We start from the raw sequence: 21,891 nt of genomic DNA, 5'->3' as shown, positions 1-21,891 counted from the left end.
GGCCACCCACTGCGCGGGCCGCGGAATATGCCACATATATTTTGAAACAAAGAATTGGCATCCCATCTGAGGCCGCACATGAGTACTTGGAAATGCTTCTGGACACACTTTTGACTAGCAAGGAGGTAAGCCATCGATTACGTCGTAGAAGGAAAGAAGTACAGCAAAGAGCAAGCAACATCACTAACGCTTACGTGAGCCGTCTAACAATGCAAAAGGTGAGAGAAGATTATCGGGAAGCACTCCTTTTTGTAGAGCGTGAAAAGGATATGCCTTCTATCATGAAGGCTCGGATACTTAGGTCGGTCTCCAGTCGCCTGACTCTGTTTCCCTTGATAAGAGATGGGAGGTTCAATCACCTGGATCCTATAGTGGAAATCATCGGGAGGCGTCGACTCTCCGCGTACGATTTCAAAGGAATTAATTTCTCAGTGAGCGAAGCCAAGCTATCGTTCGATATTTTAAAAGGCATACAAGAGAATGTTATCGAATGGGCAATGATAGTGGCCGTGCCTCGGTGGTATTTTGCATGGATTGGCCAAGAATCGCTTCCAATTCTCATGAAGCAACAAAGGGCTGCCGCCTTTTGATAGTTCATCAAATCTAAACCCCTGGGCACAGCCTATTAATCGGCTCTACAAAACTTCATCAATCGGCATGTCTTACGATCATCAATCAACTGTTAAGTTACACGGCAATGAACAGTGAATGGCACAAACTTCGGTCGTGGAATGGCTCTCAGGATAACGCGTTTGAAGAACTGTGCTGCCAGCTTGCGGCTAGCGAGAAGTACTCAGACGGGTCCGAATTTGTTAGAAAGGCTGCTCCTGATGCCGGAGTGGAGTGTTACTGGAAGTTTCCATCGGGCGAAGAATTAGCATGGCAGGCCAAATTTTTCACAACAGTTCCCACGAGCTCGCAATGGAAACAACTTGACGAATCGGTGTCCACAGCCCTTCAGAAACACCCTTCTTTGGTTCAGTACACCATCTGCCTGCCATTGAATCGCGAAGACCCCAGAATAGAAAAACAGTCATGGTTCAAGGACAAATGGGATGAACGAGTCCGGAAGTGGACTGAATGGGCCTCTGATAGAAACATGTCCGTCGAGTTCCGGTACTGGGGTGATACTGAGCTCTTTCTCAAGCTCTCCAAGGTTGAACACTCGGGCAGAAAATACTTTTGGTTCAACAAAGAACACCTCGGGTCGGAATGGTTTCAAGCTGCCCTGGAAAAGGCCTTAGCGAATGCAGGAGCTCGTTACACGCCCGAGCTTCACATTAATCTACCGATTAGCCAGATTTTCGATGGACTAGGAAGGACTAAGTCGTTTTACGATCGGTTCATTAGCCTGATAGCCGAGATTGAAAAACAGCATAAAACAGCTGCCTCACATTCCGAATCGGAGTTGGAGTGTTTTGGTCAGCTGCAAGCCATTATAGAACAACTAACCACAATTCGGCTGCGACTCTCTTATCCGGATAGTCGCAGTTTGGAGCTAGAGAAAGTTTTATCCTTATGCAAAGAGGCAAGCCATATCGTTAATGCTTGTTCAAGACAATTGACGCAGCTCGACAAAGAGTATGATACGTCGACGAAGGGCAAGTCAGACCCCGTAAATCGTGAGCTACGAGAGCGGCGCAGCTATCGACGACATGTCCTCAGTAATCTTTCGGAAGCATTGTACCAGTGCAACGAATTCACTATTGCTAATGAAGCATTATTGGCGAATAGACCTAATTTACTAATAGTGGGAGAAGCCGGCACGGGAAAGACACATTTATTCTGTGACGTGGCAAAACGGCGAATGAACGAGGGGCTCCCTAGCATTGTGTTGTTAGGTGGACATTTCCAAAAAGGAGAACCTTGGAACCAAATAATTAAAGAACTCGGATTGACCTGCAGTAATGATGAGGAACTACTGGGTGCGCTAGACGCAGCAGGCCAGGCTACGGGTTCACGAACCTTACTCTTCATTGACGCGCTTAACGAAGGCGATGGGGCGTGGCTTTGGCCGCAATACCTGGGCGGCATTCTAACTACCCTAGCACGATTTCCACATGTTGGGATCGCAGTTAGTGTGCGATCCTCTTATGAGAAGCTGGTAATCCCACATGATTTGAACAGAAGATTTATTAGAGAAGTTCATACAGGATTTGCAGATCGAGAGTATGATGCCACTGGTAAATTCTTTGACCATTTCCATATCCAGCGACCATCGATCCCTGTGCTAACACCCGAGTTTCGGAATCCACTATTCCTCAAGATTTTCTGTAAGGGTCTGTCCAATCGAGCATTGCATTCCATCCCTGAAGGCCTGGATGGCATATCAGCTGTCTTTGACTTTTTCATTGATTCTATTAATTTTAAGCTCGCTGGGCCTGACTATCTGAATTGTGATCCCGGCGGCAAATACGTTCAGAAAGCAGTGTTTAAACTTTCAGAAGAAATGGCTCAGAAAAGGCGCAATTGGATCACTCGCGACGATGCGCGCGACATGATTAATGCAATACTGCCCCGCCCAGACCATTCAAAGAGTCTATTCCATGACCTAATTTCAGAGGGTCTGCTATCCGAAGATGTCATGTACCTCACTGACGGCGCACCGTTAAATGCCGAGGAAGTTGTACGCTTCTCGTATGAACGGTTTAGCGACCATTTGATCACATCATTCCTCTTACAGAAAAGTCTTGATGTCATCAATCCTTCATCTTGTTTTTCATCCGGAGGCTCTCTATATGAGTTTGTGAAAGATGAAAACGCTACGTGGCAATATCGTGGACTTATCGAAGCTCTATCTATTCAGATTCCCGAGAAGACGGGAAAAGAACTCATAGAGTTTGTAAAGAGAATAAAGACATTCGAACCCGTACAGGATGCTTTCCTGGAAAGCTTATTATGGAGAAAACCCAAAGATATTGGCAGCGGAGCACTACAGTATGTGAACGATACTATCATCCATACGCAAAGATTCTCCGATCGTTTTATAGAGACTTTGTTGACTGTAGCGCCAAAGCCGGATCATCCGTTTAATGCAAAGTTCCTTCACAGGAACCTTAAGGATAAGAAGTTGGCCGAGAGAGACGCCGAATGGTCGATCTTCTTACATCGCCGTTACAATTCAAATAGCGCAGTTGATCGCCTACTTGAGTGGGCTTCTTCTTCCTCGGCAAAAACCTATGTTACAGAGGAAGCACTACATCTGTTTGCTATTGCACTGACATGGTTTCTTTCAAGTTCGAACCGCTTCCTACGTGACCGCGCCACAAAGGCCTTAGTAAATCTGCTGCAAGACCGCTTCAAGGTGTTAATTTCAATTATTCAGGAGTTCGCTGACGTTAATGATCCATACGTGATCGAAAGATCATTTGCAGTCGCCTATGGGTGTTCTCTAAGAAGTAATGATCGCCAAGCAATTCGAGAATTGGCGCAACTGACCTTTGATCGTATTTTCTCTAGTGGAAGCCCACCTCCTCATATACTTCTTAGAGACTACGCAAGGGGAATAATCGAGGTAGCGCTCTCCGCGGGTCTTCCACTCAGCATTCAAAGTAACATTATCCGACCTCCTTATAAGAGCGAGTGGATCCCACCTTCTAGTACAAGGGAACAACTTGAAGCGAAATATTACCCGAAGGATTGGAAAGAGAATCGAGGATTTGGTGATATTTGGTCTTCGGTAATGGGCTTCGGCGATTTTGCACGATACATAATTGGAACGAACTCAAACCATTTTGAATGGACTAGCCGTAAATTGGGCGAAAGAAAACGCCCTTCGCGCAAGGAGCTTTACAACAGATTCGAAAATTCTTTGCGCGGGAATGCCGAGAAAGCGCTAGCCTCATATATCAGTGCACGTAGTGCCCTGGACATATACAGACACACCAAGGATACAGCCTCAGAGTTACGGCAGTATTCGGAATCGGAATTGGAAGCACATGTTTCCGCGGCAGAAACAAATCTTAAGAGTCATTTAACCAGAGCACAGATCAACAAGTTTCACGACGTAGTGCTTCCGTACTTGAGCAATCCATATAGGGATGAGCATGCCTTTGACTTATCGCTCGCGCAGCGGTGGATTTTCGAAAAGGTGGTTCAGCTGGGATGGACGCCAGAATTGTTTGGAGATTTTGATGCGGCAATGAGTCACTTTTCTCGGAATCCTGATAAGGCTGAACGTATCGGAAAGAAATATCAGTGGATTGCCTATCACGAATTTCTCGCGAGAATTGCCGATAACTTTGAATACCTAAGTGATACATGGAGGGAGAAAACACGAACATATCAAGGCCCATGGCAACATTATTGGCGCGACATTGATCCATCTCTTCTCGTGCCACCTGTAGCGAAAGAAGAGACACGACTAGATACATGCTGGTGGGCTCCAGATACTTTCGACTGGCAGACGGATCTTGACGATATCACATGGTTAAAGTCTTGGAATGAAATGCCAGATATTCACGACTTGATACGTGTTAGCAATCCTGCCGATGGTACCAGATGGTTAAACCTGAATGGCTTCTTCACAAGGATACAGCCAGCTCCACTAGATGAAGGAACATATGAAAAGGAGAGACGGAATTGGCATATCATCCTCATATCTTACTTGGTAAGACGGCGCGATGCTAAGGCAGTATTTCAATGGGCTACCAAACAGAATTTCCTGGGACTCTGGATGCCCCAACCACCTGAACTGACGCAGATCTTCTTGGGTGAGTATCCATGGGGGCCTTCGTTTCAATACAAGAATATTCCATACTTTAGCCATAGTGGATGGACACGCGGGGCACGCATGGGCAGCGCCAAGATCCCGAGACCCATCCTGGTGACCAGCGAGGAGTACTTATGGGAACGCGGCTATGACTGTTCGATTGAACAAACAGTCAGAGTTAAGATGCCAGGAAAAGCCGTTGTAGATGACATGAACTTACATTGGACAGGCTTTCCAGGACATTTTGCCGATGATACTGGCAGGATTGTTTCCAGGGATCCATCGATCATCGCAAAAGGGCCTAGCGCCTTATTAGTAAGCGAAGAGTTGTTTTTTTCTTATTTGAAAGAACGTGAATATGAAATATTGTGGACCGTGCTTGCCGAAAAAAATCTTATTGGAGGAAGCCACAGGGCAGAGGATTGGAAAGGGAGACTTGAACTAAATGGAGCCTTCCGTACCAATGCAGGTGAAGTAGAAGGAGAGCTCAACACGAGTTTTATATCGCGGGGCTAACCTTAGCGGCCATAGTCCGCCGTTGCTTCTTCGACACGCAAGCCACGAGATAGGCTCATGAAACTAAACATACTTACGAGGATTCTAAGACAGGGAGTAGCCTAGCTCTCTCACAACATTGCTTGCGAATTGTTCGTAGCGCTTCATAAAAAGTACCGTGACTGTTAGCCTCAATGTTGAGTGGCAGAGTTAGTTTGGTGAGAAGATAGTCTTCGATCTCCCAAGGACATTCAGCTTCTATCCAGGATACTGCGGCGTTTACTGTCATCCATTTGGCAAGTTTGCTCTCGTTCGGGCCAAATGTCATGCGCTTTCCCGACCCAACTCGACGCAAGATTGTCCCGAGTTCTTCCTCTAAAAGACAGCCTAATGTTCGTCTAAGTGTCGACCCCTCAGCGTTTCCAGAGAAGTGGTATCGGATCCGTTGCCTAAGATTTTGACCGCTATTCTTCGACTCAGGAGAGATCCCGACGTAGAGTAGTGCCCTTCCTTCTCGATGAATGCAACGGTCTATGGGCACTGAGGAAGGCGGATTTTTAAAGAACCAAGCATACACGCCACTCGCAGACGGCGGAAGATCGCGCCCTTTCCATAACTCGGTCCAGGAATAAAGCTTAGCAACATGCATGAGCTGGTGTTCTAGAAGTTCCAACTCTTCGGACGTCAAACCCTTAAGAGGGCATAATTTTGTCCGTGGTTCTAGCGACTTAGCGCTTGATAGTTTTTCAGTCGCTATTGGACTGCCGTCAGACCTCTCAACTACAAACCCCAACCGGCGAAGAAATCCGTTACTTTCCTTACCGCCGGAAAACAACATAGGCGCTAGAGGAGTACCAGTGGCTTCTTTGTGCGCAACGGAAATTAACAGTTTCGGGGGATACGAGCGAGCCTCGTATTTGACCTGGAACTTCGTGCCATGGCGGCCAGGATGTACACCTTCTTTATCTATCTGAGCCATCGCGGCTAGCACGTGTTCTTTCTTGATGCACGAAGGAATCACAGCCTTACAGGCATTGAGTGTAAGTTACGTTCCGCGCTCGGGCAGGTGCCTAAGGCTCTGCCCATCGCGATACATCCCGCGGGCAGACTATATCACTATCGGTGTGATATTTTTGTGATAGAAGGGATAAAAAAGGTATATTCAATCGAGCCAATACAGGCAATGCAGCCTTCAAAAGTGGCGGATTTTATGAAAGAAACGGGGAAACCGTAGACCGATCAAACCCTTACATAAATGGCCCTGAACGGCCTCTTAATCAGCGGGCCGTAGGTTCGACCCCTACACGGCCCACCACTCTAATCAAGCACTTACAACTCCTCTCCTTGTCCACGCCGATCGGTGTAGACGCCGTGTAGACCTCGCCTTTGGAATCTTGTGCGCATGATGCACCGCGCGGTCTAGAATCGCATCGGCAAGCGCCGCATCAGGGATGAGAGCACGCCATTTGAACTGACCGGCTCGTTCGTCTCTCTTCCCGAACACGGGGATGGACGGCGTGCTATACGGACTGACTAGTTCGCCGGCCCTAACCCCATCCAAACGTATAGCGCGAGGGGACGGCACTCTTCAACGCTGTCCTCGAGACTCTGCGGCCACGTCTCCAACGGACCCAGCGCCGTGCACGACTGATCATACGCGCGATTGCGCTCGCTGATCTCGCCACCGCCGCTCAGGAAACCATTTGGTGGTGTTCTGAGTGCAAGCAGAGGATGCTCCGAGGCCTGAGACCCTTCTTCATCGCTGCCATCCTTTATCGCTGACAAGAAGGTCTTCTTGGGTTGGCATTTGGGTTCCCCCCTAGAACTCGCCAACACTAGGGAAGCCCCTAGTCCGTCAAGCGACCTGTCCCATATATACTCTTCGTGCGTTGAATTTTGGGGCGACGCGACGTCCTTGAATTCAAGCAGCCATGGACGGGCGCCCCGATCACATTGGGAGGGATGTATGGACCTGGCTACGACCACAATGTCCTCCGACGGGATTGTGCCATTGGACGCGGTGCTACGGACGGAGGAATTGCAACGGCGTCCTTCGCGTCCGATCGACTACGAGAAGGAAAATCGCGCGCTCGCGGCGCTTATGCACGCGTTGAGCGACTCGCCTCGAACTATCCTCCAGACGCTTTCCGATCTTATTCTTGAACTGTTCGACGCCGGCTCAGCGGGGGTGAGCTTGCTGACGACCGAAGACGGCGGCAAACGGTTTTACTGGCCCGCCATCGCGGGCGTCTGGAAGCCGCACATCGGGGGCGGCACGCCACGCACGTTCGGCCCTTGTGGAGATGTATTGGATCAGGACCGGCCGCTGCTCTTCACGCATTTCGAGCGACGGTATCCCTATCTGGCGGGCGTGATGCCCCAAGTCGAAGAGTGCCTGTTGGTTCCGTTTTACCTGCACGGCAAAGCCGTGGGAACCATCTGGGCCATGGCCCACGACGATCGCCGCAGGTTCGATGGAGAGGATCTTCGCCTGCTCCAGAGCCTGAGCCGGTTCGCCTCGGCGGCCTATCAAGCGCTGATGTCATTGAAGGAATTGGATTCTCAGCGTGCGATGCTGAATTTAATGGAGGATGCGATGCGGGCGAAGGAGGCCTTGCGTCAGAGCCATGAACAGCTTCGTGCGTCGACGGAAGAGCTCACGGTATTCAATCGCGTGGCGGTTGGGCGCGAGTTGCGCATGATTGAATTAAAGCGGGAAATCAACGAGCTCTGCGAGCGGCTGGGGGAGCCGTGTCGCTATACGGTCGAATGGGGTGGACAAGCGGATGCAAATCGGGCGGGGGAACGTTAGGAACAGCATCGAACACAGGAGGGTATCCATGGCGACGACAACAACGACGGTGGACAATGAATTGCCGGTTCGTCTCGCGGGCCGCACGTTGAAACAGACCCGGCACGTGTGCGCGTTTTTCAATTCTCGTGAGGAGCAGAACGATGTGCTGATGCCTTTTTTCATGGAAGGCTACGAGCGGGGAGAAAAACTCTTCCATATCATCGATGCGCGTTTACGGAACGAGCATTTGGCTGCCTGCCGCAAGAGCGGCATCGACGTGGAAGAGGCGCAACAGAGCGGTCAGCTGGAAATCCGCGCGTGGGAAGAGGCCTATCTCCGTAACGGGTATTTCGACGCGGAACGCATGATCCGTTTGTTGGAAACGGTGTTCGACTCCAATCGCGGCCGTGGACTGACCCGGCTCATGGGCAATATGGAGTGGGCGTTGGAAACTGCCCCCGGCGTGACCGACATTGTCGAATATGAAACGAAATTGAACTATGTGCTGCCGAAATATCCGGATCCGGTCGTCTGTGTCTACGACCTCAATCGCCATAACGGTACGGTGGTCATGGACATCCTGCGCACGCATCCGATGGTCATCGTCGGCGGCACGCTGCAAGAGAATCCCCTTTATGTCCGCCCGGAGGAGCTCCTCCGGGAATTGACCGAACGAAAGAGCAAGAAAGGCGAGCCTCGTCAGTGGCAATGACGCCGCAACGCCAACGGCCTACTCGGCGAGGAGCATGCGGCGATGTTGTCTCAGCTAGGCGAACCGGACGCGTGGGTTAACCGGTGTCTGCGCGACCTCGTGGCGCTGTCCACGCTGCCGGCCATTTGGTCTGGCGCGGATTTGATACGGATTGGCGAAAGCCTGGCCGCGTCGTTGTTCACCACCCTGGTCCCTGACTTCGTCTACATCTGTATCACGAACGGCGAAGAGGCGCCGTCCGTCGCGGTTGCCCAGACCGATCGCTATGAGACGAGTCCGGCCTTGGCGGAGCGAATCGGACCGCCGATCTTGGACTGGGCGAGGACGCACGATCCCGATGAGGTGTTCGTCCTGCCTAACCCGCGGGACGGGGGCCCTGTTCGGGTCGCCACCAGACTCCTCCAGTTGCGGGGGCAGGTCGGCGTGCTGGCGGCCGGCTTTACCGACGGGGATGCGCCCACCGCCCTGCACCATATCTTATTGACCGTGGCGGCCTGCCAGGCGTCTTCGGCCATTCAGCACACGTTTCTCGTGCGCGAATTGCGGTCGAGCGAGGCACGCCTTCGAGAGAGCAACGCCACCCTGGCCGAACGGATTGCCGAGTTGCAACGGGCGAACGAGGAAATCCGGGACGCGCGCCGCGCCGCACTTAATGTGATGGCCGACGCCGTGCAGACCAAGGACGCTCTGCGCGAAAGCGAAGAGCGCTTTAGGACCCTGGCGGACCATATGTCTCAATTTGCCTGGATGGTCAACGAAATCGGCGAGACCGTCTGGTTTAACCGGCGTTGGTACGAATACACGGGGACGACGCCCATGCAAATGCAGGGCGAGGGATGGGTCCTCGTTCATCACCCCGATCATAAAGAACGCGTCGTGACGAGTTGGCGGCGGGCGTTTGCGTCGGGCGAACCATGGGAGGAGACATTCCCTTTACGGGGAGCCAACGGGCACTATCGGTGGTTCCTCACCCGGGCCATTCCCATTCGCGACCCGCAAGGGACCATTGTGCGGTGGTTTGGTACGAACACCGATATTACCGAGTTGCGGGACGCCGAGCATGCGCTGCGCCAGGCGCAACAGCGTCTCCAACGGTGGAATTCCGAATTGGAGCAAGCCGTCCTGCTGAAAACCGCTGAACTGACGCAATCTCAGGACAAGCTCCGCGCGCTGGCCTCGGAACTCAATCTTGCCGAGCAACGCGAGCGGAAACGCCTGGCTACGGAGCTGCACGATCATCTGCAACAACTGCTGGTCCTTGGAAAAATCGAGATCGGCCAGGGAAAGCGCCATACGAAAGGATTGCCTGAATGTGATCGCTTGATCAAGAAAGTGGACGGCATTTTGTCCGAGGCGCTGAACTATACTCGAACGCTGGTGGCTGAACTGAGTCCGCCCGTGCTGCGGGACCACGGCCTGAACGCCGGTCTGAAATGGCTCGCAGAGTACATGCAGAAATACAACCTGGTGGTCACCGTCACGGTGCCGGACAATGGAGGGATGATAGTACCCGAAGACCAAGCCGTCTTGCTGTTTCAGTCGGTGCGCGAACTCCTGATGAATAGCTGGAAACACGGCGGCGCCGGCCGGGCGCGCGTTGTTATCCAGTACCTGGACCGGGAACTTCGCATCTGCGTCCAGGATGAAGGAAGGGGATTCGACCCGAGCGCGGTGGCGGGCGCTCGAGATAATGCCTTGTCATCGGGATTCGGGCTGTTCAGTATCAAGGAACGCATGCGCGCGCTCGGCGGGAGCTTCGACATTCAATCCGAAGTCGGTAAAGGCACCAGCGCCACGCTGACAGTGCCAACTGTAGCCGGCGACACTCTCGATGCCAGTCGGGGCGCGAAGGCCGAATCGAAAACCAAGAGACCCCCCTCCAGCGTGGTATCGGAGCGGATGCCCGGCGCTGTAGAGGCCACGAACTGGCGTACGCGCGTGCTCTTGGTCGATGATCATATGATGGTGCGGCAGGGACTGCGTTCCGTGTTGGAGCAGTATGCCGACATCGAACTCGTCGGCGAAGCGAGCAACGGCGAAGAAGCCGTCGCCGCTGTGGGGCTCCTTCGACCGGCAGTGGTGGTGATGGATCTCAACATGCCAAAGAAGAACGGGATTGAGGCTACCGCCGAGATCAAGCTGCATTATCCTGATGTTCACGTGATTGGCTTATCGGTGAACGCGGGGAATGATAACGAGGCCTCCATTCTGAAAGCCGGCGCGGCGATCCTGTTGACGAAGGAAGCTGCGGTGGAACACCTGTACGGGGCCATTCGCCAGATGGTTGAGAAGCGCCCTGTGCGTGCGACTATCTCGTCCCCGCAATAGCCGAATCTCAACCGCCGAGAGGATGCCGATGCGATTGCTGGAACAATTATTGACATCATAGAAACGGTGCGGGCGGGAATCCCGAATTGCCTCGTCGCAAATACCGAAATACACAAGGACAGATATTGAGTTCACCTACGAAGTAGGTTTCGCGGAGAACAACGGTATCATCAACCGGAAGCTGCCACTTGAATTTGCTTGCAGCGGACATTTTCCCCCGTAACTCCCTATTTTGAAATCGGCTTTACAGTATTCCTGTCTATCCACGTGTCGATACGCTTCACGTCGAATCTCACGAGGCGGCCAGTTTTTACAAAATGGATCCGCCGTTGGACTCATGAGCTGAGTTTGTAGCCACTCCGGTAATGCACTGTCCCGCGAATAGAGGAAGATATCGCTGATTAGTCGTGCGTGTGGTCCATTCCCGTTTTTGAAAGGGTGCACCCGCGCAAGCCTGTGCTGAAGCCGGGCCGCAACCTCTAATATAGGTATGGTACCTGAGTCCCATTGCGTGAAGTCGCCACAGAGCTGATGTGGTTCTACACCAATGTTAAGTCCCGTGGCCCTATACGAACCGCCCCATCCCCATATTGATCAAAACATGTCCTTATGCACTGTACGAATTATTAAGCCACCCCCGTGCCGCGTCTCTGCCTGTGTTTTTCAAGTAGCTTTTTGAAGTGCTCCTTTTCAGGCGCCTGCTCCTCCAGAGCCATCGTTCCCATTGTGTGCTTTAGGCGGTTCAGTGCAATTGCGCGCGCGATCACGGAGCATTTCTTCGACGGGCTTCCGTAATCGAGGCTTGATATTAAGTTTACAGCGAAAAGCCTGATAACTCCTGCGAAGCGTGCTTACGCGGGTGTCCACTTTCCCAATTTCAATAGCAGCAAAGTTCGGTCGTGTTATGTTTGCGCCCTTTGCAAGCTCCGCCTGCGTCAATCGCAGACGTTCGCGCAGAATTCTTATCCAGTCTCCTGGGCCTCGGCTACTCAGCTCAGTATTTGGCTGAACTTCCCGCCTGGAGAGGGCACTATCAGCATCGCCTGATAAAACTTCTCAAGTCTCCGTCTTCGCTATACACCGGACTTCATGCGTGCCGCCGGCTCATGAAGCTGCTCCATCGTACATTGCTCAGGTGACTTGTCCGGCCGGAATCGTATCAACTTTGCGCCATGCCGGAAGCGATCGTTCGTGACGTGGTCAAAGCCGACTTCAACGACTATTCTCGGCAATAGCGGCTTCCACTGAGCCGACCGCTCAGTCGACCACCGGCTCGGTGCTCCCGGCGCATTCCCATCAAACCCCGGCTCATGAATAAGCTTTTCGAGTTTCCTCGTAAGGACTGGCTTATCGGCCTTTGCAATGCCGGAAGTAAAGCCGACATGATTAAGATGTCCATCTGCATCATAAAGGCCGAGAAGAAGGGAGCCGACTTCTTTTGAATCCTTCCCGTATCGAAAACCACCCACGACGCAATCGGCAGTACGGACCGGCTTATATTTCTGCATCACCCTCTCGCCCGGCACATAGACATCCGTACTATTCTTGGCAACGATGCCATCAATATACCAACCGGAAGAATGGAGCCATTTCACAGCTTCGGTGGCGGAATCCGTCTGTGGGGACAGTTTCACCGATTGTTCTTTTGAACAATGCTTTTTATAAAATCGCTCTAGAACCAGGCGTCGTTCGGAAAGAGGCGCCGACATTATGTTTTTGCCCTGTTCGGTCTCGAGTATGTCGAATATCACAAACGTCGCGGGTTGCTCCTCCGCAAGCATTTTTACCCGGCTGGCCGCCGGGTGCAGACGCATCTGCAGATCCGAGAATGAATAGCCGCGATCACCCTCTACCAATAATTCACCGTCGAGGACAAACTGCTTGGCCGCTAACTTCTCAAGCATGCCGACGATGTCCGGGAAATATCTATCGAGTGACTTCGCGGCTTTGGATCGCAACGTCACTGCTGTATTTCGCTTATAGGCAAGGCAGCGAAATCCGTCCCATTTCGGTTCATACCGCCAGTCTTTACCCTCCGGTAGATGACCGACGAGCGATGCTTCCATTGGCGACAGATCTTGTTTTACGGGCATACTTTTCAATCCCTTCGATCTTCAACTTCGGCAGTCGCTGCTTTGGGAATGTCATATGATATGGCTGGAGTCGAATCCTCTTAAGAACAGCGTCCATGCCAAATTGATCCGCGCTTTTCAGCTTCGCCAACTCCCGCCACTCCAGCGGCACGGCGACAGGCGCTGCGGGTCGTGCGCGCAATGAAAAGCCGGCAATACCGGTGGCTGTATAATCGTTGCGGAAGAAATCGATGAGTATTTTTCCTCTACGCTTTGATTTTGTGATAGTAGCGACGTATTTGTCTGGCGACTCCTCTACCATTTTGTGGGCAAGAGCCGAGGCCCAACCTTTGACTTCATCCCAGCTGCTTTGGGGCGCCAATGGGACAACGATGTGCAGGCCTTTGCCGCCCGTACATTTTAGAAAGCTTTCCAGCTCTGCCTCTTGTAGCCGCTGTCTGATTTGAAGCGCTGCGTTCTTTACCTCCGAGAAAGGAACGATCGGATCGGGGTCCAGATCGAAGATCATTCGGTCCGGCGTATGGATGTTATCGATCGTCGCACCCCACGGGTGTATCTCGACGACTCCCATCTGGATCATTTCCATGATCCCATTGATCTTCTTCACATAGATATATTTGTAACTACGGCCTTTATAGTTCCAAAAGAACGGATATACATCCCCACCGAAACCGGATCCGATATTGCGCTGATAAAAACACTCAGCCTTCATGCCGCCTGGACATCGCAGCAAACTAATCGGACGGTGTTTTATTTCTTGCAACAGAAACGGCGCGACTGCTGCATAATATTGAGCCACATCTCCTTTTGTTATCTGCCCCTCTTCAAAAACAAGACGGTCGGGATGCGTGATTTTCACACCATGTAGAATAAGATCGTCTTGATCCATTCCCTTGTTCTTCACATTGGTCCTTAGCCTTTTGGCCGGGGCACACAAAACGTTTGAAATGCTCCGCACTCATGCAGCTGATAACACGACCAGGCAGGATGCCCGCTTCCGCGCCAAGGACCACACTTCGTTTAAGATAGTTTATTGCAGGGCGACGCTAGAAATGTCATCCACACTGTCCATAGCATGGAGGATTCAAGGGCCGGCTTCCCAGGTCGTATTATTGCATCTTCAAGCGCTGAATTATGCTCGGAGACGCCCTAGGAAGGTATAGGGGGAGATTGACCACAGCGTGCGTTCGCCTTTCATTTTTTCTTCTTGGGGACCTTCTTACCCTTTCGCCTCGCTTCCGCTAGACCGATCGCAATCGCTTGCTTTCGACTCTTCACCTTCTTTCCACTTCCACTTTTTAACGTCCCCTTTTTGCGCTTATGCATGGCTCGGCTCACTGATTTTTTAGCCCCTTTACCATATTTGGCCATCGTGTGCCCCTCCTTCAGATCAGGCGAGTCACCACATCCGCCTTCGCGATGCGTCAATGGACACTCGGCTCTTCTTTGGTTCGGCTCGGCTGGGAAATGAGACGCGTGAGCAAGGACGAAGCACGGTATGCGTATATCCACAGTATAACGGCTACCGTCCAAGTCGACGAATACGGAGTTAAAGTTACGGAACGCTGCCTCCAGCCGACGTCCTATTAACAGCATACGGCCCGTCGTTATGCAACCCGCCTCTCGCTCAAACATCTTGACCTCGTCTTTGCCGAATTGCTGCTTCTCTGTATAAACTTATTCATAGGGGGCCGCCTGGAATTGGACTTGTTAGAACACCTGCCATCCCAGGCGACCAGCGGATCGACGATCGGCCGTTGATGGATTAGTCTGGCTATGGTCTGGCTTATGAACCGAAGAGAATCGATCGATTATCGGCTTAATTCCGCGATTTTTCGCTCTTGCTCTTTTGACCGCCGGCCGACCACCGCTTCTTCGCGTTCCAATAGATCGTGCAGGATCTCCTCTCTTAATTGAGCCAGAAGCGTTCTGTTGTGACGTGAAGCAGGTGAGGTATCCTGCAGAAGGGACAGCCACCGCTGGCTCGAAGTTGCATATCGACCGTTCGGTATCGTCGTATGCAGTTCTTGGAAGAAATTAATGGCATCAGCCCGGTTCTCGAACAGAGCTACTAATCCCCGCGTATAGTATGCCTCCTCGCAGCCGCCCGTGGACTTTGTGCAGGCTTTCAAGCGCGCGTCCTGCGCCTTTGCCACTGATTGAAGCGTCTTGAGGTCGGTAGGATCCGCCACGAAGAAGGCACTACTGGGCAATGTGACCGATGTTCTGGGTTTTATCATCCCGCAGCCGGTTATGCCGAAAACGCATAGGACTGATACGGCGGCAATTTCCCACAATTTTCGATACATGAACTTCCTCCTTGCGCCAAAGGTAGAGTGTTCGGGTCCGACATACGGCTGATGCCGTCAAGTACTTGAACCACTGTACCACCGAAGTCGTCTCATACCATTCCGCTGAGGATGTACTTCTATGGTATTGAGAATGAATGCGGCGCGCAGAGCAACTGTGAGTGCATTGTAAAACTGCGTGGTCCGAAACTGAGGCGTGGCCATGCTTGGTAATCCGGAAGGCTTCCTTCATCCAACCGAGACTGCCCAATACGGCTGGTTTTTGATTTATGCTCGTCGTTGTCCTCAATTCATGTTATCTAATAGATCGGCCTCGGCCAGATCCGATCATTACGACAGATCAACCAGGAGGGCATGCATGATCACCCTACTGCTGGTCGACGACAATGACATGATCCGACAAACCTTGCGCGGTATTCTGGAAGAATATGAGGATGTCGAAATCCTCGGAGAGGCCGCCGACGGCGTTACAGCATTTCATCTTGCGCTATCCTTGCGTCCCGATGTCGTGCTCATGGACGTCGGACTGTCCCGGCTCAATGGAGTGGACGCTACACGCCGTATCAAAGATCTGCTTCCACATACCGTCATCATCGGACTATCAGTCCATAGCGTCGGACAAATCGAGCGCGCCATGCTGGTCGCCGGTGCGAGCGCCTTCTTTTCAAAGGACGTGAGCCCCGATGAATTGGTCGCTAAGATTAGAAGGACGGTGGAGCAGCGATCTCACACGGAAGTCTAATAAAACTCTCACCGCCGGGTTTCCGCTTCCGCCTATACAAAGGCATGGCATAAGCCGAGACGATTGAACGTGCCTGGCATCGCCGCTGCTTCTGAGTTGCCGCCCCTTATGGATGATCGTCTCATCCCATCGAACTTACCAGTTTAGATACCCGTAAACGATTCGATGGCTCGCGTAAAACGGTCGGAGCCGTATTCCTTACCCATCCGAGCCCAATACTATGTTATCCATTAAGAACGAATAATGGAGCAACGACAACACACTCGGCTGGCCGTACGATACCTGGCAACTTTTTCCGCCCCCATCGGTTCCGGCGAAGGCTTCATTCTCGACCTGTCGCTGCAGGGATGCTGCATGAGAGCCGCAAATGCACCTGTTCCCGTCCGAAGCTATTTGCAACTCCGGCTCATGCCAAGCCATTCCGATACGCCTATTTTAATCGACTTGGCAGCGGTCCGATGGGTACGCGGTCAAGAATGTGGTATTCACTTTCTCAGTCTGCGACCGGACCAGCAGGAGAGACTGGCGAGGCTGATTGACCTCCTTCACATAAAAAATGCGCTGCTGGAATAATAAAGGAAGCCCTCACTTCTTGGGGCCATCAACTGACTGAGCGAAAGCTTTATTGGGTCAGAGCCGCCGCGGTGCGTTGAAACTATGATGAGTTAGCCGAGCTGGGTAACTGACAGAGAGGTTATTGGGAATAACAATGGCGCCGTTGCAGTCGCACGGCGCCTAGTAACTTAACGTTTTCGTCAAGAGATAATACCCCAGGTGGTCCAAACCGCCATTGCAGCAAGAGCCAGCATCACCCACGCGATTTCTCGATCACCTATTGACTTAACGACTTGCTTCATAGCCACCCCTCCATATCAATATCAGAACACTACGATTTACCCGTCCTACTGTAGCGACTAGCAAACCTCGTACCATACATAACAATCGTTTTTTCAATATCTTATGTGTTAACAAGCGCTGACATTGAGCGAATCCGCACGCCTCGCACCGTGCGGCCCCACCAACTATCTTGAAATTAGTGCCTGTCAATCCCAAACCGACGCCTTCCACCTTCGTCCTCTGATCTGAGCCGTGATGGGCTCCGTCCTCCTTCCGGCCCCAACAACCCCGAACCAGGCCCGATGGAAGGACTCAAGGGAAACCTCGGTGAACCGAGATCAGGACTCCGCGGCGGAACAAAGGAACTGGGAGAATGATCGTGGCGCCCAAATCCGCTTCCAAGAGTAGACAGCGAGCGCCTTTCACGGTCGGCTCTCATCGGATCGGTCCCGGGAACACCGGCAGCAGATCCTAGAATTTCATTTTCCATTAGGGCTTCGGCGGTATGTCCGCTGTCAGCGATGACCAAGTTAATCGCCATTACTTCCTTCGCCATCGATTCCGCTGTGGGAATCTCATCGGCATACACATCCGTTTCATACTCGGCCGTTGACGCCGATGCGAGAGACGACCAAACGGATTGACCGGCTTCCTTGATATTGATCTTCGTCACGGTTGAGAGGCCGGGCCTGATCGGATGTTCCCGGAGTTCTTCCGACGGTAGCGCTATGCGCACCGGCACTCGCTCAACGATGTGGATAAAATTCCCGGTGGAATTATCCGGCGGGAGCAGGGCAAACGGGCTCCCGCTTCCCGGCACCAAGCCCTCGACGGTGCCGTGAAAGGTCTTCTTCGATCCGTAGAGACTGACATTTACCAACGCAGGCTGACCTGGACGCACATGCTCCAGTTCCGTTTCCCGCAGATTCGCCTCGACCCACAGATGATCCAACGGAACGATAGTCATGAGCGGAGCGCCGGGCTGCACACGATCGCCGACCTGAGCTTTCCGCTTCGCGACGTAGCCGGATACCGGGGCCTTGATCTGTTGGCGCGTATATTCCAGATAGGCGTCAATGAGCTGGTGCTTGGCTAGATCGACTGCGGGATGGGCCATAACGGTGGTTCCGCCTATCTGCGCATCCAGCGTGTCGAGTTCCGCCTGCGTCTCTCGTACTTCGGCTTCCAAGGCCAGAATCCTATCCGCCGTATTCTGCACGATCTGTTTCGAGACGGCTCCGCTTGGCGCTGCAGCCCGATAGCGATCCATGTCATGACGAGCCAAATCCAAGCGGGCGGTGCGCGACGTCAACTTCTCCGCCAGCTGCTTTCTAGTCATGAACAACGCGGCGATGCGCCGCACTTCTTCGCCGAGCCGGCCGCGTGCCCGGCCTAATGCGGCATAGGCCAGATTTTCATCTAATCGGATCATCAGATCCCCTCGATTCACAAATTGCGTTTCCTCGAACAATACTTGAGTGATGATGCCGGACGCCTGGGCTGCAACCGGAACCAGATTTCCTGTGACATAAGCATTATCGGTGCTGACCCAGAACCGGTCATAGGCCGTCCAATACGCGAGATACCCCAGCGCGGCAATCAGCACAAGCGCCGCTACAATCAACAGTCGCCGATTCCGGCGCGCCCGGATGGCCTTTGGGCGGAGCCGAGATGAAGCGCTTACCCGAGGTGCACCGGATGGTTCCGGCGAATTGGAGGAATCTTCCTGCGTCGTCGTAGTCATAAGATTAGCTCGATTCGTGTTTGGGTCGCTTTTCGATATCAGGATTATGATAGCCGCCGCCAAGCGACTCAATCAGATCGACTGCTGCTACCAATTGATCGCTTTCTAAAGCCCTCAGCACATATTCCTGTTCGAGAACCGGGTACCGATGACGCAAAACCTCACGATCGTCGTCGAGACCGCTGACGAGCCGGACCTTAGCCAAGCGCCAATCATCCCCCAGCGAGGCCAGCAAGCGCTCGTGCGACTCCAACATCTCCCGGGTCGTTTGCCAGGCGCTGAGGCTGTCCGCCACTTCCCGCATCGCATCCAAGAGGGTGTCGTTATAGAGTTCCACGGCCCCATCATACTCGGCGCGCTGCGCGCTCAATTCTCCTCGCAGGCGGCCACCCTCGAACCAGGGGATGCGGAGACCGGGAGCCACGCCATACGAGAAGCTCTGGCCGCTAAAAAGCATATTGGCGAGTTGATCGGCGCCTTTTGTCAAGGCCAGCGCGTTGAAGCCCACGAAGGCGGTCAAATCGATCGTGGGATAGAATCGCGTCTTGGCCACCTTGACCAGCCGTGCCGCAGCGTAGGCGCGATACAGGGCTGAGGCCAAATCGGGACGATGGACCAGCAGCCCTATGGACAAATGGTCGGGCGCCGGTATTTGCTTCGGAATAACTACCACTGGTTTCCTAAACAGATGGCTTGCCTCATCAGGGCCTTTCCCAGCTAACCGGGCTAGCAAATGACGCTGCACGTCCAACTGATCACGGACCGCTGCCTGCCGTTTGAAGGCGGCCTCATAATCGGCCACGGCGATTTTGACCGGCTGGTCATTATCTAGACCAAGGCGGAACCGGGTCTGAGCCAGATCGCGTAAGTCACGTCGGATATCCACGATAGTTTTGACGATATTCAGCTGCTGCTGAAGGGCCTGCCCTCGGAAATAAGCCCGCGCAATGCCGGCGGTTAATCGGAGTCGAACCTCCGCTTTTTCGGCTTCCTCCGCGGCCGCATGCCCTAACGCCGCTTCAAGTAGAGCTCGATTTTTTCCCCAAAAATCGAATTCATATCGAAAACTCAGAGGATTGATAATGCCCAACATGAACCGTGCCCCGGCCACTTCCGGATTTAACGCCGCAAACACCCCGTGTTGCGACAGCCGCTCATAGGTCAGCGACGCGTCGGCTTCGAGGAACGGCAATAACCGGGCCCCCTCGACCTTCACGAGCGCTTCCGCCTGACGCAGCCGCGCAGACGCGAGTTTCAGCCCAGGGTTGTCCTTGAGAGCAGTCTCCATCAGTTCATTTAGCTCAGGATTATCGAACTGCTCCCACCATCGATCTTCCGGCCACTGCTGAAGCCGGCTGGTGACCTCCTCTAGCGTCTCTTTCATTTCCGGCGGCTCGATGTATTCGGCGGGCGGATCGCCTTTCGGAATCCAGGCGCAGCTGCCGAAGAGCAGCATACAGACGACGGCCAATCCGACCCGGAGCCGGCGAGCCATCAAAAATTCGACTGTCATGGCACCTCCTCGATTAACTCTTCCGCGCGCATCTCACGCAGTTCCTCGGCTAGAGTCTGCGACAAGGGCAAATGTGTCGGATGGGCGAACCAGACCAGAATGCCTAATCCGATCGATAAATAGCCGGCAACCAGAAATGCGTCATTCAGGCTGAGGATCGATGCCTGTTGCTTGATGAGCAGGCCCAGCTTCGATTGGATCTCCGGGGGACTGAGCCCCGCCGCTGCGAGCTTGGCCGATAACCGTTCCAACGGATCGTAAGAAATCCATTGCCGGCCCCCAAAATGATCGGCCAGGTGTAATTGATGAAAATGGGCTCTACGAAACTGTATGATCCCTTGAAAAGTGATCCCGAATGCTCCGGCTGCGACGCGCAAGAGATTGGCGATCTCAGCCGCGCGCGTCACCAAAGGACCGGACAGCCCATGCAGCGTCAACACGGTCAAAGGCGTAAAGAAGGAGCCCAGAAAGATTCCTTCCACGACCATAGGCCAAAACAGCTCTTCGAACGAATGGGGATCGTCGTACAGTCCAAGCCAATAGAACGTGCCGGCGAATCCCAGGCTGTTCAGACTAATCAACCATCGGGCATCCACGTATTTGCACAGAATATGCATGACCGCAATCGTCGGCGCTCCCACCAGCACCATCGGCAAAAGCGCCAACCCGGCCAACTTCGAGGAATAGCCCAGCAGATATTGGATTTGCACGATTAGAAGCGAAAGCAATCCCTGGATTGAGAAAAAGCCGAGCGTCAAGCAGACGACCCCAATGACGAAATTGCGGTGGAGAAAAAGACGCAAGTCCAACGTAGGATGCCGCTCACCGAGTTCCCAAATGATGAAGCAGGGAAGGGTCACCACGAGAATGATGGCCACGACTTGAAGAAACGGCGAGTCCAACCAATCGAAATCATTCCCCATGTTGAGCAACGTCTGAAGCCCCAGTAACAGTACCGCGAGCAACAGAAAACCGATGAGATCAAACCGTCCGTATTGTCGGCGAAATCCGCGGCCATAGAGCAGGGCACCGAGCGTCCCCACTATGACGATCGTGAGCACAAAGTCCAAATAGAACAGAAACCGCCAGCCAAGGATGTATGCTATATATCCTCCCACCGGCATCCCGATGGTGAAGGGTGTAATGGTAAAAAGCCCCCACACTGTAAGAGCCATGGCCTTCAACCGCTTCGGATACTCGTTCAGAAGCATCGATTGCGCGATCGGGAGCGTAATGCCTCCGGCGATCCCTTGCACAATGCGGGCGGGAACAAATTGCGTGAGAGTTTGACTGGCCCCGCACAAGTACGATGCCCCGCTGTAGACGACAAAAGCGGCGATGAGAAGCCGGTATTCTCCCATGCGTCCGGAGAGGTACCGCGCCAGAGGAAACCCAAGGGCTAACCCCACCATGAAATCGGTTTGCGCCCAAGTCAAAAAACTTGGCAACACTCCGCCCAGATCTCCGGCCACGTGCGGCAACAGCGCGATATAAGAGCCGGCATTGAACAGAACGACAATATGCGCCAGACCGAGGGCTGCATTGAAGAGCACGAACCGCCACCCTCGCAATCGCCGCAGAAACACCACCGCCACCGCTTTTCACCTCCTCAC

Annotated in this window: 16 protein-coding genes; 6 read left to right on the top strand and 10 right to left on the bottom strand. The window is 53.0% G+C overall.

All coding sequences use genetic code 11. From position 1 onward, the window contains the following. The first annotated feature begins 697 nt into the window (after window positions 1-697). Window positions 698-5,227 carry an AVAST type 2 anti-phage system protein Avs2 gene (gene avs2 / locus ACWGXE_RS02410; protein WP_447601033.1) on the top strand — a complete coding sequence of 1,510 codons (4,530 nt, stop codon included), beginning with the start codon at window positions 698-700 and terminating at the stop codon, window positions 5,225-5,227. A gap of 73 nt (window positions 5,228-5,300) precedes the next feature. Here the strand turns inward: avs2 and ACWGXE_RS02405 are convergent, their stop codons facing one another. Both ACWGXE_RS02405 and ACWGXE_RS02400 read right to left on the bottom strand, forming a co-directional pair. Further along, on the bottom strand, window positions 5,301-5,855 hold the full coding sequence (locus ACWGXE_RS02405) for a GIY-YIG nuclease family protein (protein WP_447603852.1): 555 nt from the start codon (window positions 5,853-5,855) through the stop codon (window positions 5,301-5,303). A 672-nt stretch (window positions 5,856-6,527) separates the two neighbouring features. After that, complete coding sequence (locus tag ACWGXE_RS02400; protein ID WP_447603850.1) at window positions 6,528-6,710, bottom strand: ATP-binding protein; 183 nt, start codon at window positions 6,708-6,710, stop codon at window positions 6,528-6,530. A gap of 462 nt (window positions 6,711-7,172) precedes the next feature. Between ACWGXE_RS02400 and ACWGXE_RS02395 the strand changes: the two genes are divergently transcribed. From ACWGXE_RS02395 to ACWGXE_RS02385, 3 genes are read left to right on the top strand one after another with little or no spacing between them, the layout of a single operon-like run. After that, window positions 7,173-8,018, top strand: a complete 846-nt coding sequence (locus ACWGXE_RS02395; protein WP_447601032.1) for a GAF domain-containing protein — start codon at window positions 7,173-7,175, stop codon at window positions 8,016-8,018. Between the two features lie 28 nt (window positions 8,019-8,046). Then, window positions 8,047-8,712 carry an MEDS domain-containing protein gene (locus ACWGXE_RS02390; protein ID WP_447601031.1) on the top strand — a complete coding sequence of 222 codons (666 nt, stop codon included), beginning with the start codon at window positions 8,047-8,049 and terminating at the stop codon, window positions 8,710-8,712. 42 nt (window positions 8,713-8,754) lie between these two features. Further along, window positions 8,755-11,040, top strand: coding sequence for a response regulator (locus ACWGXE_RS02385; protein ID WP_447601029.1), 2,286 nt, complete (start codon window positions 8,755-8,757; stop codon window positions 11,038-11,040). A gap of 135 nt (window positions 11,041-11,175) precedes the next feature. On the opposite strand, the gene ACWGXE_RS02380 is transcribed toward ACWGXE_RS02385, so the two are convergent. From ACWGXE_RS02380 to ACWGXE_RS02360, 5 genes are all read right to left on the bottom strand, one after another. Beyond that, complete coding sequence (locus ACWGXE_RS02380) at window positions 11,176-11,526, bottom strand: Fic family protein (RefSeq protein WP_447603848.1); 351 nt, start codon at window positions 11,524-11,526, stop codon at window positions 11,176-11,178. Between the two features lie 587 nt (window positions 11,527-12,113). Then, entirely contained in the window at window positions 12,114-13,133 is a 1,020-nt protein-coding gene (locus tag ACWGXE_RS02375; protein ID WP_447601027.1) for an ATP-dependent DNA ligase, read from the bottom strand. After that, a complete protein-coding gene (gene ligD, locus ACWGXE_RS02370) occupies window positions 13,069-14,022 on the bottom strand; it encodes a non-homologous end-joining DNA ligase (protein ID WP_447601026.1) in 954 nt (317 codons plus the stop codon). The genes ACWGXE_RS02375 and ligD overlap by 65 nt, the downstream gene beginning before the upstream one ends. 305 nt (window positions 14,023-14,327) lie before the next feature. After that, the gene (locus ACWGXE_RS02365; protein WP_447601025.1) at window positions 14,328-14,504 is read right to left on the bottom strand and encodes a DUF6496 domain-containing protein; all 177 of its coding nucleotides are present in this window, start codon (window positions 14,502-14,504) and stop codon (window positions 14,328-14,330) included. A gap of 440 nt (window positions 14,505-14,944) precedes the next feature. After that, window positions 14,945-15,442, bottom strand: a complete 498-nt coding sequence (locus tag ACWGXE_RS02360) for a hypothetical protein (protein WP_447601024.1) — start codon at window positions 15,440-15,442, stop codon at window positions 14,945-14,947. Window positions 15,443-15,800: 358 nt separating this feature from the next. Between ACWGXE_RS02360 and ACWGXE_RS02355 the strand changes: the two genes are divergently transcribed. Then, window positions 15,801-16,184, top strand: a complete 384-nt coding sequence (locus tag ACWGXE_RS02355) for a response regulator (protein ID WP_447601022.1) — start codon at window positions 15,801-15,803, stop codon at window positions 16,182-16,184. 243 nt (window positions 16,185-16,427) lie between these two features. Further along, window positions 16,428-16,757 (top strand): PilZ domain-containing protein, encoded by a 330-nt coding sequence (locus tag ACWGXE_RS02350; RefSeq protein ID WP_447601020.1) that lies wholly within the window; start codon window positions 16,428-16,430, stop codon window positions 16,755-16,757. Window positions 16,758-17,217: 460 nt separating this feature from the next. On the opposite strand, the gene ACWGXE_RS02345 is transcribed toward ACWGXE_RS02350, so the two are convergent. Genes ACWGXE_RS02345 through ACWGXE_RS02335 form a run of 3 tightly spaced genes read right to left on the bottom strand, consistent with a single transcriptional unit; the run spans window position 17,218 to window position 21,873 of the window. Beyond that, window positions 17,218-18,765 (bottom strand): efflux RND transporter periplasmic adaptor subunit, encoded by a 1,548-nt coding sequence (locus ACWGXE_RS02345; RefSeq protein WP_447601019.1) that lies wholly within the window; start codon window positions 18,763-18,765, stop codon window positions 17,218-17,220. A gap of 4 nt (window positions 18,766-18,769) precedes the next feature. After that, on the bottom strand, window positions 18,770-20,278 hold the full coding sequence (locus ACWGXE_RS02340; protein ID WP_447601018.1) for an efflux transporter outer membrane subunit: 1,509 nt from the start codon (window positions 20,276-20,278) through the stop codon (window positions 18,770-18,772). After that, window positions 20,275-21,873, bottom strand: coding sequence for a DHA2 family efflux MFS transporter permease subunit (locus ACWGXE_RS02335; protein ID WP_447601017.1), 1,599 nt, complete (start codon window positions 21,871-21,873; stop codon window positions 20,275-20,277). The genes ACWGXE_RS02340 and ACWGXE_RS02335 overlap by 4 nt, the downstream gene beginning before the upstream one ends. Between the last annotated feature and the right edge of the window lie 18 nt (window positions 21,874-21,891).

It is taken from the genome of Nitrospira sp. Nam80 (genome assembly GCF_965152575.1).
Note: the sequence above shows the minus strand (reverse complement) of the source record. Positions and strands in the feature narration are given on the sequence as shown.